Origin of the sequence: Gelatiniphilus marinus, from assembly GCF_042684345.1 — a bacterium.
GTDB lineage: Bacteria > Bacteroidota > Bacteroidia > Flavobacteriales > Flavobacteriaceae > Gelatiniphilus > Gelatiniphilus marinus.
This window is the reverse complement of the sequence record NZ_JBHULK010000007.1, coordinates 22,326-37,138: the sequence shown is the minus strand read 5'-3', so window position 1 is coordinate 37,138 and position 14,813 is coordinate 22,326. Positions and strand designations below refer to the sequence as shown.

Below are 14,813 nucleotides of genomic sequence, written 5' to 3'. Positions count from 1 at the left end.
AGATGAAAACAATAAAAGGGCCGGCGGTGTTTTTAGCCCAATTTGCTGGAAGCGAACCGCCATTTAATACTTTAGACGGTATATGCAAATGGGCAGCAAATCTGGGCTACAAAGGCATACAGATTCCAACATGGGAAACTAATTTTATCGATATCGACAAAGCGGCCCAAAGTCAAACCTATTGCGATGAGCTAAACGGAAAAATACAATCGTACGGATTGGAAATTACCGAACTCTCCACACATTTACAAGGGCAATTGGTAGCGGTGCACCCAGCTTACAATACCATGTTTGATGGTTTTGCCCCAAAAACCGTTAAAAACAACCCAAAAGCACGAACGGCATGGGCTGTAGATTTTGTTAAAAAAGCCGGAACAGCAAGCGGGCGATTGGGTTTAAAGGCACACGCCACATTCTCAGGCGCATTGATGTGGCACACTATGTACCCTTGGCCACAGCGCCCAAGCGGGTTGGTGGAAATGGGTTTTAAAGAACTGGCAAATCGTTGGTTGCCTATTTTAAATCATTTTGATGATAACGGTGTCGATCTGTGCTACGAGCTTCACGCAGGCGAAGATTTGCACGATGGTATTTCTTTTGAACGCTTTTTAGAAGCTACCGGAAATCATAAGCGTGTTAACATGCTTTACGACCCATCACACTATGTATTACAGCAATTGGATTATTTAACTTTTATCGATCATTACCACGGCCATATCAAGGCATTTCATGTAAAAGATGCCGAATTTAACCCAACGGGAAAACAAGGGGTTTATGGCGGTTATTCTGATTGGAAAGATCGTGCGGGACGCTTTAGGTCCTTAGGCGACGGTCAAGTAGATTTTAAAAGTGTATTCTCAAAATTAACAAGTTACGGATGCGATATTTGGGCAGTTATGGAATGGGAATGCTGTATAAAATCTGCTGCCCAAGGAGCAAAAGAAGGTGCGCCATTTATTCAAAAGCATATTATTGAAGCAGCCCAAAAAAGCTTTGACGATTTTGCCGGAAGTGAAACCAATAACGAGCAGCTAAAAAAAATACTGGGTATATAATTATTAAAATCACTATTTATGAAATCATTGATTAGCATGCTATTCGTATTATTAACAATAGGAGCTTGCAAACAAAAAAACAATAATACAGCAATTGAAAAAGATGAAATCAGTACCGTTGAAAAGGATTCAGCAGAGTCATGGATAACGCTTTTTGATGGATCTTCTTTAAATCATTGGCGCGGCTATTTATCAGATACCATATATCCCGAATGGACGATTGAAAATGGTGCTTTGGCCTTTACACCTAGTAGCAAAGGTGGTAAAAATATTATAACCAAAGAGAAGTTTACAAATTTTGTATTGTCTCTAGAATGGAAAATATCCAAAGGTGGAAATAGCGGTATTTTTTGGGGTGTTTTTGAAGATGAAGCCTATCCGGAAGCCTATCAAACAGGTCTTGAGATTCAGGTTTTAGATAACGAAAGGCACCCAGATGCAAAGGCAAATCCGAAATTTCATCAAGCAGGTGCGCTGTATGATTTGGTCGAACCTGCTCACGATGTAAGTAAACCAGCAGGCGAATGGAATTTATGCGTCATTACAATTAACCACAATTCCAATACCGGCAGTGCATCGTTAAACGGAAAAGCAATAGTCGAGTTTCCGCTTAGTGGTGAGGTATGGGATAAAATGGTTGCAAATTCAAAATTTAAAGATTGGAAAGGGTTTGCAAAATACAAAACAGGTCATATAGGTTTGCAAGACCACGGCGATAAAGTATGGTACAGAAATATAAAAATTAAAGCATTATAGAATTTTTCAAAAAGGACAATTATTAAACATCAACTAAAACCGTTTAATACAGTTAAGATTTTTTCAGCGTTATAAAACCAACAAACATTTTTTTTTGATCTGCCAACACCAAAATAGCAAGGCGATCTAATCGAAAAGAATTCCTTGAGAATCAGCTTATGGTTTCCGTCTAAACTACTATGTAAAACCCCAATAGCTATGTGGAGAGCCTCACACGCATACTTCGTTTCAAGAAATTTTTTAGCAAATCTATAGATTTCACGCCCATAATAGGGCGTTTAAATTGCTTTGAATGTTGTATAATTCCATTTTGTACACAGGTCGTGTTTTTTACTTGCCAAAAGCCAACAGCAAATAAATCTGCTTAATAATTTATAATAGACCATTTTTAAAAGTTAAAGTCATTAAAACCTATAAGTTTTTTATACTTTTAGCGTCTGTTAAAAGATCGTTTTATAGGCCTCAAAAAAAACATAAACAAAACAATGAAAAAATTAATTTTAATTCTGGTACTTACTCTTGGTTTATATGGGTATTCCCAAATATTAGAGCCTGTTGAATGGCATACCACAGTTGAAAAAATATCAGGAACCGAATATGAGCTTGTGGCAACCGCAGCCATAGATAAAGGGTGGCATTTGTACTCGCAAAACGTGCCCGAAGGTGGGCCAATTCCAACCACATTTATTTTTAAAACCCATGCAGATTACCAGTTAATAGGTAAAGTGTCTGAAGAAGAGGGGCGCACAGTAAACGATCCTGTATTTAATATGCGTATTAAGTTTTTTGATGATAAAGCAGAATTTAGGCAGCTCATTAAAGTATTAAACAAAGAACTCTCAATAGTTAAAGGCGAAGTAGAGTTTATGGTTTGCGACGATGCTAGGTGTTTGCCGCCTTCATATATAGATTTGGTTTTCAATATTAAAGAATCTAAGCCAACTAAAACAGCTTCTAATACTGAAACGGTATCTAATACTGAAACGGTTTCAGGCAGTTTTCAGTTACAAGATTCAAATAAAGCAACCCAATTGGTAGATCCGGTAAAATGGAGCACATCCGTAGAAAAAATTTCAGAAAAAGAGTATATTTTAATTGCTACCGCAACGATTGAAGATAAATGGCATCTTTACGCTCAAAACGTACCTGAAAACGGGCCAATTCCAACCCACTTCGATTATAAGTTATTAGATGGGGTTAAGTTGCTTGGTAAAACATTGGAGCCAAAAGGAATTACTGTAATGGATAAAGTTTTTGAAATGGAGATTACCTATTTTAAAAACTCGGCAGAATTTAAACAGAAAATAGAAGTTTTAAACAATAACATCGCTTCAGTACAAGCCGAAGTAGTTTATATGGCTTGCAATGACAGGCAATGCACTGCGCCTACATACAAAGATTTGGTTTTCGATTTAACCCAAGCAACAAAAGCCAAAACCGATATTGTTGTAGAATACCCAGAAGCTAAAAAATCTAGTAATAAAGGCTTGTGGGCCATTTTTTTTATAGCCTTTTTATCTGGTTTCGCAGCATTGTTAACACCCTGTGTTTTCCCCATGATTCCCATGACGGTAAGCTTCTTTACCAAACAAAGCAAAACCAAGGCCAAAGGCATTAAAAACGCCGTTATATACGGTATTAGCATAATTATAATATATCTCGTTTTAGGTATAGCCGTTACGGCTGTTTTTGGAGCCGATGCTTTAAATGCCATGGCAACAAACGTTTGGTTTAATTTGATTTTCTTTTTGCTGTTAATCGTTTTCGCGCTGTCTTTTTTAGGTGCTTTCGAAATCGTGCTACCTAGTAAATGGGTTAACAATGTAGATAAACAGGCCGATAGGGGCGGATTAATTGGTATCTTTTTTATGGCTTTGGCCCTGGCTTTGGTCTCGTTTTCTTGTACGGGCCCTATTGTTGGCACGCTGTTGGTTGAAGCTGCATCAAAAGGCGGTATTGCCCCAATAGTTGGCATGTTGGGGTTTTCGTTAGCTATAGCTTTACCGTTCGCATTGTTTGCAGCCTTCCCGGGCTGGCTGAACTCTTTGCCAAAATCTGGCGGATGGCTAAATACCGTAAAAGTGGTTTTAGGTTTTTTAGAAATGGCCCTGGCCTTCAAGTTTTTATCGCAGGCCGATTTGGTATTGCAACTGCATTTCTTGGAGCGCGAGGTTTTTATTGCTATTTGGATTGCAATTTTTGGAACATTGGCTTTGTACCTATTCGGGAAAATTAAATTACCCCACGATTCGCCATTAACCCATATTTCCGTTGGGCGATTAAGTTTAGGACTGATTGTTTTATCGTTTACCATTTATATGATACCTGGGCTTTGGGGCGCACCACTAAACCTAATTAGTGCATTCCCACCACCGTTGGATTATGCAGAGTCCCCTTATGGAGTTGGCAATTCCAAAACCGGAAGCGGTACTATTGGTGTACAACAAGACCTGCCCGAAGGATCGCATTTATTGGCGCCGCATCAAATATTAGCATTTAACGATTACGACAAAGGTTTGGCTTATGCCAAAAAAGTAAACAAGCCCATGATGTTAGATTTTACGGGTTGGGCTTGTGTGAATTGCCGTAAAATGGAACAGAACGTTTGGGTAAACGACCAAGTGCTAAATGTGCTTAAAAACGATATTGTGCTTATTTCTTTATATGTTGATGACAAGCGCAAACTGCCCGAGGATGAGGTTGTTGAATCTAAGCTGCGGCCAGGAAAGAAATTAAAATATATAGGACAAAAATGGAGCGAATTCCAGACTATTAAATTCAAAACCAACACACAGCCTTTTTATGTGCTTTTAGGGCACGACGAGCAGAATCTTAACGATCCGATAGGTTACACGCCTGATGCAGAGCAGTATTACAATTGGCTAAAAGCAGGCTTAGATAATTTTTAATTAATTATGTGTTAGTATTGCATTGAGCGGGCTTTATTTCATAATTCTGGTTAAATGAAAAAATCGCTTGTAGCTTTCTGGTATTTTATCAATATCTAAAAGGGCACCCTCTTGCATATATGGGTAAATTTCTTCGTAGGTTTTAACATTATATAGTCCCACTCGCTTGCTTATATGCCCTCGTTCCAGTTCATCTGGACTGTTAAGGCCTGCGGCGGCTACAAGCTCCAAGAAGCTGTGTATGGTAGCCTCGTGGTATTTATGGGCACGGGAAGCTTTATCTTCTACAACTAGCCCTTTTACCAAAGAGGGATTTTGGGTTGCAACTCCAACCGGACAAGTATTATTATTACATTGTAAGGCTTGAATGCATCCAATAGAAAGCATCATGGCACGAGCGCTATTGCAACCATCTGCACCTAAAGCTATGGCTCTTGCCATGTGGAAACCCGATATGATTTTACCCGCAACAATTACTTTAATATCTTTTCTTAATCCGAAGCCAACTAAGGTATCGTGAACAAAAATAAGGCCTTCGCGTAGTGGCATGCCCATAGAGTTTGAAAATTCAACCGGAGCAGCACCAGTACCGCCTTCACCACCATCAACGGTTATAAAATCGGGTGTAATTCCAGTAAAAATCATAGCCTCACAAAAATCCATAAACTCCTGTTTTCTGCCAAGGCATAACTTAAAACCTATAGGTTTGCCATCAGATAAGTCTCGAAGGTTTTTTATAAAATACATGAATTGTATAGGGTCTGAAAAAGCAGAATGCGATGGCGGTGAGTGTACGGCAACACCAGGTTTTATGTGTCTTATTCTGGCTATTTCTTCGGTATTTTTTATTGCGGGTAAAATACCACCGTGCCCGGGTTTTGCACCTTGCGATAATTTAATCTCGATCATTTTTACTTGAGGCCGTAAAGCATTTTCCCTAAAAGTTGCCTCGTTAAATGAGCCATCGTCTTTACGGCAGCCAAAATAACCAGTTCCAATTTGCCAAATAAGGTCGCCTCCGTATTTTAAATGGTAGTCGCTTATGCCGCCTTCACCTGTGTTATGAGCAAAGTTTCCCATTTTGGCTCCTTTGTTTAGGGCAAGAACAGCGTTTTTGCTTAACGAGCCAAAACTCATTGCCGAGATATTTAACAAACTTGAAGAATACGGTTGTTTACAATCTTTACCACCAATAATTAAACGGGGGAATTCCCCGATATCTTTGGGGTTGTTTTTTGCATACATTGAGTGCTCTAGCCACTCGTATCCAGCATGGTAAATGTTTAATTGCGTTCCAAAGGGTTCGGTGTCGTTTCTGCCTTTTGCTCTTCTATACACTAAAGTTCGTAATATGCGATTTAAAGGTCGGCCCTCGGTATCGGTTTCTACAAAATACTGCATGATTTCTGGCCGAATAGACTCCAGCATGTACCTAAAACGGCCAATGAGCGGAAAGTTTCTTCTTATGGTGTGTTTTTTTTGGAGTATATCAATAACACCCATTACTACTAGTGGGGCTACTAACAAGAACAACCATAAAATAGGAGACCAAAAAAAAGCTATAGTGCTAATTAGTGCCACGGTGGCAATCGAGGTTAAAATAAATATTTCGCGAACTTTCATGCTTTATGTTTTTATCATTGCAACAAAGATAGCTTTAGTGTACGTAATCTCAAATTAAATAAAATCCATAAAAAAAGCCTAGTAAAATAAATTACAAGGCTATTGTGTATTGAATTCATTTAAAAAAAGAATGGGTATTACAGACCAAAAGCATTTTTTATTTTTTCAACATAATCTAATTTTTCCCAAGTAAACAGTTCTACATCAAGTGTTGTGCTTTCTCCATTGGGTTGGGTAAATGTTTTGGTAACGGTTTCGTTTTTGCGTCCCATGTGCCCGTAAGCAGCAGTTTCGCTATACATTGGCGATCGTAGTTTAAGGCGTTCTTCAATGGCAAATGGGCGCATATCAAATAATTTAGATACTTTTTCGGCTATTTCGCCATCGGTCATATTAAAAGGGCAAGTGCCGTAAGTATCAATAAATATTCCCATAGGTTCAACAACGCCTATAGCGTAGCTTACTTGTACCAAAACCTCGTCTGCAATACCTGCAGCAACCAAGTTTTTAGCAATGTGCCTTGTGGCATAAGCGGCACTTCTATCTACCTTACTTGGGTCTTTTCCAGAAAATGCGCCACCACCATGAGCGCCTTTGCCACCATAAGTGTCAACAATAATTTTTCGTCCGGTTAGTCCTGTGTCGCCGTGTGGTCCGCCAATAACAAACTTGCCTGTAGGGTTAATGTGGTAAGTAATTTTATTGTTAAATAAAGCTTGGGTTTGCTTAGGTAATTTGGCTACAACGCGCGGTATTAAAATTTCAACAATGTCTTTTCTTATTTTGGCAAGCATTGCTTGGTCTTTATCAAACTCGTCGTGCTGTGTAGAAACCACAATGGCATCAATGCGCTGAGGGATATTGTCATCGCTATACTCGATGGTAACCTGACTTTTAGAGTCTGGTCTTAAATAGGTGATCTCTTTGTTTTCTCTGCGTAATTGGGCAAGTTCTTTTAAAATTCTGTGAGACAAATCTAAAGCCAATGGCATAAAATTATCTGTTTCGTTGGTTGCGTAGCCAAACATCATGCCTTGGTCTCCGGCTCCTTGCTCTTCTTTGCTGGCTCTATCTACGCCACGGTTTATATCGTCTGATTGCTCGTGAATGGCAGATAATACACCGCATGAATTGCCATCGAACATGTACTCGCCTTTGGTGTAACCTATTTTGTTTATAGTTTCTCGTGCTATTTTCTGTACATCTAAATAGGTAGTAGATTTTACCTCGCCAGCCAGTACAACTTGCCCTGTGGTTACCAAGGTTTCGCAAGCTACTTTAGAGTCTTTGTCAAAGGCTAAAAAGTTATCTATTAAAGCATCGCTAATCTGGTCTGCCACTTTATCTGGATGTCCTTCAGAAACACTTTCAGAAGTAAATAAATACGCCATGTTTTTTTAATTTTATCAAAAAAGATTCGACGATAGCCTCGAAGGAAGTTTGCACTGCCTTTAGCATTTTTTATTGAGGTTGCAATCAGTCAAATCTCTCCTCTGTTATTTGTGTGTGCAAAAGTAAAAAAATAAAAGAATATGCGTGTTAATTTTTCTTTTTTTCAGAAAAACGATTCTGTGAAGCGTGTGTTTTTTATGTTCAACTTAAAAAACAGCTTTTCTTCCATGCTTAATTTCCGCGAAAGCGTTGCCAGAAGCATAACAGGAACGAAACAACTATTCTTACAAACCAAACTACCATATAATTTGCTGTGCTCAATAGCTTGTGCTTATGGCTGTTTTAAGCAATAAAATATTGCGAACGTGTTTTAGCTGTTATTGTGAATTTGATAATAATTTTAAAAGGCAACCTGTTTTTTTATGATTCTTAAGATTAAAACTTATATTTGGAGGCAAAAAAATAAAATGATTCTAACTATGATAAAAAAAATATTGGTTATGCCATTGCAGAAATTTGTGAAGATTGAAAGCTTTAGCGGTATTTTGTTATTGGTAGCTACAATAATTGCACTTGTTTGGGCTAATTCCCCATTTGGCGATATATACAGCCAGATATGGCAATACGATATAGGAATTGCAACCGAGACTTTTGAGTTTAAAAAACCTTTGATACTTTGGGTAAACGATGGGTTGATGGCGGTGTTCTTTTTTTTAATAGGTCTTGAGATTAAAAGAGAATTACTTATTGGCGAGTTAAATTCACCTAAAAAAATAGCGTTCCCGTTGGTTGGGGCTTTGGGCGGCATGATTGTGCCCGTAGCTTTGTTTATAATTTTAAATGATAACCCTGAAACCTTTAGGGGTTGGGGCATACCCATGGCGACAGATATTGCTTTTTCGTTGGCCATTTTAAATGCCTTGGGAAACCGTGTGCCTTTAAGCCTTAAAGTGTTTTTAACAGCCTTTGCCATTGTTGATGATATTGGAGCGGTGTTGGTTATTGCCTTGTTTTACAGTGGCAGCATTAACATTAGCTTGTTGTTGATTGCCATGGCGTTGTTGGCGGTTTTATACTTGTTCTCGAACAAAGGGGTATATTCTGGTTATGTGTTTTTCTTCTTTGGAATCATTATTTGGTTCTTGTTCTTAAAATCTGGCATTCACCCAACTGTAGCAGGTATTTTAATTGCTTTTTCGGTCCCTATAAGACAAAAGATAGATACTTCTACATTCTTGGTGCAGCTAGAAAATGTGTTTAAGAACATTAAAGGTGCTACAGATTCTAAAACCCCTATATTATCGAGTGAGCAAATAGCACATATAGACGATTTACAGGATTGGACGTCTAAGTTCCAGTCGCCTTTACAGCGCTTAGAGCATAATTTGCACAGTTTGGTAGCTTATTTTATTATTCCGGTATTTGCTCTGGCAAACGCTGGTGTGCTTATTGATAGCTCTGTAGCCATAGAAACCAACTTGGTTATTAAAATTGTTGTTTGTTTGGTGTTGGGTAAAGGGCTTGGTATTCCTCTTGTTATCCTTTTAGCAAAAAAAATGAAATTAGTTACCGTGCCGTCTGATATAAATACAACAAAAATTATTGGGGTTTCCTTTGTGGCAGGTATTGGTTTTACCATGGCTATTTTTATTGCCACTTTAGCATTCGAAACAGCACCGCAATTTATAGACTCTGCTAAAATAGGAATCCTTATTGGTTCTCTTATTTCTGGAGTAGTTGGGTATTTGATTTTAAGGATGAACTCTGCAAAAGCACAGGTAAGCTAAACGGGGCTGCTACCGTTTAAAAGCCATTGTTTATATTTTTTAGTGTGGTAAAATATAGTTTTTGCCGTGGTACTGTGCTGTTATTATAAACACTGCGCTGCCAATAAGCTAAATAAATATAAACAATGGCCATTGAAAATATACCTGAAATATACATTAAAGATTCAAAACCGAATCCAGATGTTTTTGTGTACGATTTTAAAATGGCCACCGATGTAATAAAAAGCAAGGTAAATTTAAGCATGCACATGTTCAGCTTTTTGCAAGTTGGTAAAAAACAGGTGCATTTTGCAGATACCTCTGTGGCTGTAAACAAAAACCAATCTTTACTTCTTAAAAAAGGGAATTGGCTTTGGACTGAATTGTTAGATGCTGATGCTAATTATTTTTGTAAACTATTGTTTTTTTCGGAGGATAAACTTCTGGAATTTTTAAACAAACACGAAGACAGCCACCAAGCAAACGAAGATGAAATTGCGTATTTTGTAATTGAAAACGACAGTTACATTAACGCTTATATAAATTCGCTATCCACAATAAGCAAGGCGCCTGCAATCTTTAAAGATAATTTGCTTTTTGTTAAGTTTGAAGAAATCATGCTATATCTTATCAATAAATATGGTTCTAAATTTAAACAATACCTCCAGTCTTTAATATCAAAAGAGATTTCGCCTTTTAAAACAGTGATAGAGAGCAACGTTTACTCAAATTTAAAGTTAGAGGAAATTGCTTTTCTTTGCCACATGAGCTTATCTACTTTTAAACGCCATTTTATAAATGAGTACAAAGTATCACCCGGAAAATGGATAAAAGATAAACGCCTAAAAAAAGCCAAAGAAACTCTAGAGCAAGGGCATTTAAAACCTTCAGATATTTATTTTGATTTTGGGTACAACAACCTTTCTAACTTTAGTATTGCCTTTAAAAACAAATTTGGGATTAATCCCAGCGACATAGCTTCGTAATGCTTTAAAAACAACTTCGTTTTTAAATTCCGACCTTTTTTCATAAGTCATTGAACTGTTTTGGTAACTTGTTGCAATAACCTAGGCGGTATATTTGCACCATAAATAAAAATACTTAAAACAGACAATTATGAACATTACATTACAACAAGCAGAAAAAGCAATTGAAGCTGCAAAACAAAAGGCGGTAGCTATCGATACCAAAATGAACATTGCAATTGTAGATGCAGGTGCAAACCTAGTAGCCTTTGGACGTATGGATGGCGCTTGGTTAGGCTCTTTAGACATCTCAATTAAAAAAGCAAAGACAGCCCGTTATTTTGATATGAATACAGGTATTGTTGGAGAATTATCGCAACCAGGTGGTTCTTTATACAACATAGAGCACTCAAACAACGGATTAATAACCTTTCCAGGAGGTGTGCCAATTAAAAACGATGCGGGCGATATTATTGGAGCCATTGGTGTAAGCGGGAGCTCGGTTGAAAACGACCACGCTGTAGCAGAAACAGGAGCATTAGCTATATAAGTAAATACTTGGTTAATAGCAGAAAAGAGGATGTACTAATTGCTTAGTATTCCTCTTTTTTTTGTTTAATAATTATAACAATCAACATTACAAATGAAAAATAAAGATTTAAAAAATTACATAGCAGAATTTATAGGTACGTTTGCCCTTGTGTTTTGTGGAACTGGGGCTGTTATAGTTGATCAACAAACTAACGGAAGCCTTGGCTTGTTAGGGGTTTCTCTTTCTTTTGGAATAATTATAACCGCTATGGTATATGTTTTTGGCAACATTTCAGGAGCACATATTAATCCTGCTATTACCATTGGTTTGGCATTCGGTAATCTTATTTCAAAAAAAACGCTATTATTTTATGTTGCATTTCAGGTTTTAGGTGCAATAACAGCAAGTATCTTACTTAAACTTATTTTTAATGAAAGTTTGTTTCTGGGTGCTACAATTCCTTCAGGAACTATAATTCAATCATTTATTATCGAATTTGTATTAACTTTCTTTTTAATGCTTACTATTTTAGGGATAACAACTCAAAAAGATAAAGAAGTATCATCGTTATCTGGTCTTGTTATAGGAGCTGTTGTGGTTGGTTTTATTTTATTCTCCGGACCTATTTCGGGTGGTTCTTTTAATCCTGCAAGAAGTATTGCTCCTGCTTTAGTTTCTGGAAATTTAACGATGCTATGGATTTTTTTAACTGCACCAACAATAGGGGCTATTGCTGCAATGTTAGTTTGGAAAGTACTCAAACAAAAATAAAAGTAGAGCATTTAATTTATACTACAAGATGTTTTAAAACATAACAAAATTAAAAATAAATAAGTTATGAGCAGAGGATTTGTTAAAGAAGACGATCAAGAAGAAACTCCGTTGGTGCCGCCCAGAGCCGACTTGCCAGAGGGTGTTATAAATTATGTTACACAAGTTGGTTTTGATGAACTTTTAACCGAAAAGCACAATCTTGTAAAAGAAATTGAGCAGTTGAAAATTGCAGATGATAAAGATAGGCGCATAGCATCAAATTACTTAAACGCTAAATTACAACTACTAAGCCAAAGGATTTCTATAGCCAAAATAATTGATTTGACTTTACAGCCAGAGGATGAGATACGTTTTGGCGCAACCGTAACACTTAAAATAGGTGCAGAAAAAAAAGCTGAAAAATATCAGATTGTGGGCGTTGACGAGGCCGATATTTCCAAAGGAAAAATAGCATTTGTTTCTCCAATAGCCAAAATGTTAACACATAAAAAGGTTGGAGACCAAGTTGTTTTAAAACTAGCAAAGGCAGAAAGGGTTTTTAAGGTTTTAAACATTGCCTATGTGGTTAAGTAGCTGTTGCAATGGCTCATAGAAAAGCTATAATCATAACTTGTTTTTTCTGCTTTAAATCTTAAATACAAAAATAATACAGCTACCTCTGCTGTTACATTAAAAGAGGTAAGCCAAACTTGGTGTTTGGGTTAATTTCAAAACGTGAAATTAAAGTCTTATTATTCACAATCGTAACCTTTTTTCTTTACTATACTATTGGTTTTTTTTACAAACCTTATATTAGCGTATGAAACAATTTACTTGGGGTATTATAATATTTTTTATAACCAAGAATTTTCAGGAGCTAATGCAGTTCATGAAAAGTAATAGTTTTTCAAAGGGTTTGCTGGTTTGTGTTGCAGTTAGCGTACCTATTATATTTGGTGTCTTGTTAGGCCATCTTGAAATTGGGTTAGCACTGTGTTACGGTGCCTTTTGGAGCTCTCCCAGCGATGTTAGTGGTAGTTTTTTACACAAAAAAACAGGAATTCTTATTTCTGCTGCACTGGTTGCTACTGTTGGTTTTATAGGGGGTTATCTTTATTACGAAACGTGGCTTCCTCTACCTATTCTTGGTGTTTTAGGTTTTGGTATTTCTTTTATTTCAGTTTATGGCTTTAGGGCTTCGTTAATTAGTTTTTCTGGCCTTACTGCTTTGGTTCTTAGTTTTGCTCACGATTCTGAAGTGTTAGAAATATATCAATATGCACTTCTTGTAGGTCTTGGTGGCATTTGGTATTTATTCTTGGCTAAAATTTGGAACCGTATAAACCCTAAGGCAGAAGCCGAAGAGATTTTGTCTAAAACTTTTATGTACACCTCAGAATTTCTCGAAACCCGTGGTAAATTGTTTGGTAATCGTAAAGATCGCAAAAAGCTACAATCCCATCTCTACTATCTGCAAAGCGAATTAATAAAACAACATGAAACGCTAAGGGAAATTTTGATTCTGTCTCGAAAAAGTTCGGGGCGGTCACATTATCATGGTAAAAGACTATTGGTTTTTGTGCAGTTGGTTGAGATGCTAGAGACGGCTATAGCCAACCCAGTTGATTATGATAAGATGGATATATTGTTTAATAAACACCCTAAATTCGCAAAAAGTTTCCAAGAGCTAATCTTTGGAATGGCCAAACAACTAAAAATTATTGCCCAATCTGGGAACAATACCAGTAAGATTCCAAAAAACGAAATACAGACTAAAGATCTGGAAAAGTTAAAAAAAGATATTTTTGCCTTAATCGACGTGCAAAACAACAATAATACCGAAGATTTTCTTGTACTTAGTAACCTCTTTTCGTATCAGGCAAAACAGTTTAAAAAACTCAATAGAATAAAATGGCTGTTAGGAAATCCAGATATTGGTCCAGAAGAATTTATTGCTAACGAAGTTGCCAAAAAATTCTTAGTAAGACAAGATTACGATCCTAAGTTGTTGCTGTACAATTTAAGTTTTCGTTCTAGTATTTTTAGGCATTCGTTAAGACTAGCTGTAACCCTAATGGCTAGTTATGCCCTGGGAAATTTATTTCCCTTCCAGAATCCACATTGGATTTTATTAACCATAATTGTTATAATGCGACCTAGTTATGGGTTAACAAAAGCGCGCTCTAAAGACAGGGTTTTAGGTACGCTTATTGGCGCTGCGGTTGCCGTGGCTATGGTTTATTTAATACAGAACCCTTATGCTTATGGGGTTTTAGGAGCCGTTTCGTTAATTATTGCTTTTGCCATGGTGCAAAAAAACTATAAAGCATCAACAACCTTTATTACGCTAACGGTTATCTTTGTATATGCCATAACACATTCTGATGTACTATCCGTTATTCAATATCGAATTTTAGACACTTTGGTTGGTGCGGTGCTCGCATATATGGCTATGTTATGGCTTTGGCCAGCTTGGGGTTTTTTTGAAATTAAAGAGAATATTAAAAAAAGCGTTAAGGCTAACCAAGAATTTTTGTCTCACATATCAAACTATTATCAGCAAAAAGATAAGCTTTCCATAGGCTATAAGGTTTCACGTAAAAATGCTTTTTTAGAGACTTCAAACCTAAGTGCAGCCTTTCAGAAAATAACCCAAGAGCCCAAATCGAAATTAAAAAATCAGGAAAAGATTTACGAATTGGTTGAGCTTAATCATACATTTTTGTCATCGCTGGCATCCTTGAGTACCTATATTCAGCTATACCAAACCATAGAAACACCTGATGAGTTTAAAGCTGCAATTTCTAAAATAAATAAAATCCTTTTAGAAATAATTCAAGTATTAAAAGGAAAAACTTCTGATGCCATACCTTTAATTTCTGATGATGAAGCCTTTTTTGAAAGCCAGTTAACAGCACTCAGGTCTCAAAAAAGTCGAGAAGAAAATTTACAACATAGCCATTTAGTATGGGAGCAACTGCAGTGGCTGTTTTCAATAAGCCATAAAATGCTAAAACTAACAAAATCGGTTAAACTAGATTGATATAAATCATTTTTAATAC

11 protein-coding genes are annotated in these 14,813 nt (G+C 36.8%); 9 read left to right on the top strand and 2 right to left on the bottom strand.

Annotated features, from left to right (window positions below):
• The first annotated feature begins 2 nt into the window (after window positions 1–2).
• The 3 genes from ACFSQS_RS14030 to ACFSQS_RS14020 all read left to right on the top strand — a co-directional run bounded on the left by ACFSQS_RS14030 (window position 3) and on the right by ACFSQS_RS14020 (window position 4,720).
• Window positions 3–1,055 carry a sugar phosphate isomerase/epimerase family protein gene (locus ACFSQS_RS14030; protein WP_388020270.1) on the top strand — a complete coding sequence of 351 codons (1,053 nt, stop codon included), beginning with the start codon at window positions 3–5 and terminating at the stop codon, window positions 1,053–1,055.
• A gap of 18 nt (window positions 1,056–1,073) precedes the next feature.
• Complete coding sequence (locus ACFSQS_RS14025) at window positions 1,074–1,811, top strand: 3-keto-disaccharide hydrolase (protein ID WP_388020267.1); 738 nt, start codon at window positions 1,074–1,076, stop codon at window positions 1,809–1,811.
• 485 nt (window positions 1,812–2,296) lie between these two features.
• Complete coding sequence (locus tag ACFSQS_RS14020) at window positions 2,297–4,720, top strand: protein-disulfide reductase DsbD family protein (RefSeq protein ID WP_388020264.1); 2,424 nt, start codon at window positions 2,297–2,299, stop codon at window positions 4,718–4,720.
• Window positions 4,721–4,753: 33 nt separating this feature from the next.
• Here the strand turns inward: ACFSQS_RS14020 and ACFSQS_RS14015 are convergent, their stop codons facing one another.
• Window positions 4,754–6,343: an FMN-binding glutamate synthase family protein gene (locus tag ACFSQS_RS14015; protein WP_388020261.1), complete on the bottom strand. Its 1,590-nt coding sequence runs from the start codon at window positions 6,341–6,343 to the stop codon at window positions 4,754–4,756.
• A 137-nt stretch (window positions 6,344–6,480) separates the two neighbouring features.
• Window positions 6,481–7,734: a methionine adenosyltransferase gene (gene metK / locus ACFSQS_RS14010; RefSeq protein WP_388020258.1), complete on the bottom strand. Its 1,254-nt coding sequence runs from the start codon at window positions 7,732–7,734 to the stop codon at window positions 6,481–6,483.
• Between the two features lie 480 nt (window positions 7,735–8,214).
• On the opposite strand from metK, the gene nhaA reads away from it, so the two are divergent.
• The 6 genes from nhaA (at window position 8,215) to ACFSQS_RS13980 (ending at window position 14,794) form a co-directional block, all read left to right on the top strand.
• The gene (nhaA, locus tag ACFSQS_RS14005; RefSeq protein ID WP_388020255.1) at window positions 8,215–9,522 is read left to right on the top strand and encodes a Na+/H+ antiporter NhaA; all 1,308 of its coding nucleotides are present in this window, start codon (window positions 8,215–8,217) and stop codon (window positions 9,520–9,522) included.
• 125 nt (window positions 9,523–9,647) lie between these two features.
• Entirely contained in the window at window positions 9,648–10,487 is an 840-nt protein-coding gene (locus tag ACFSQS_RS14000; protein WP_388020253.1) for a helix-turn-helix domain-containing protein, read from the top strand.
• Window positions 10,488–10,617: 130 nt separating this feature from the next.
• Complete coding sequence (locus ACFSQS_RS13995) at window positions 10,618–11,016, top strand: GlcG/HbpS family heme-binding protein (protein ID WP_388020251.1); 399 nt, start codon at window positions 10,618–10,620, stop codon at window positions 11,014–11,016.
• 93 nt (window positions 11,017–11,109) lie between these two features.
• Window positions 11,110–11,769, top strand: coding sequence for an MIP/aquaporin family protein (locus ACFSQS_RS13990; protein ID WP_388020249.1), 660 nt, complete (start codon window positions 11,110–11,112; stop codon window positions 11,767–11,769).
• Window positions 11,770–11,835: 66 nt separating this feature from the next.
• Window positions 11,836–12,345, top strand: a complete 510-nt coding sequence (locus ACFSQS_RS13985; protein WP_388020247.1) for a GreA/GreB family elongation factor — start codon at window positions 11,836–11,838, stop codon at window positions 12,343–12,345.
• Window positions 12,346–12,640: 295 nt separating this feature from the next.
• Window positions 12,641–14,794, top strand: a complete 2,154-nt coding sequence (locus tag ACFSQS_RS13980; protein WP_388020244.1) for an FUSC family protein — start codon at window positions 12,641–12,643, stop codon at window positions 14,792–14,794.
• Window positions 14,795–14,813: the final 19 nt, after the last annotated feature.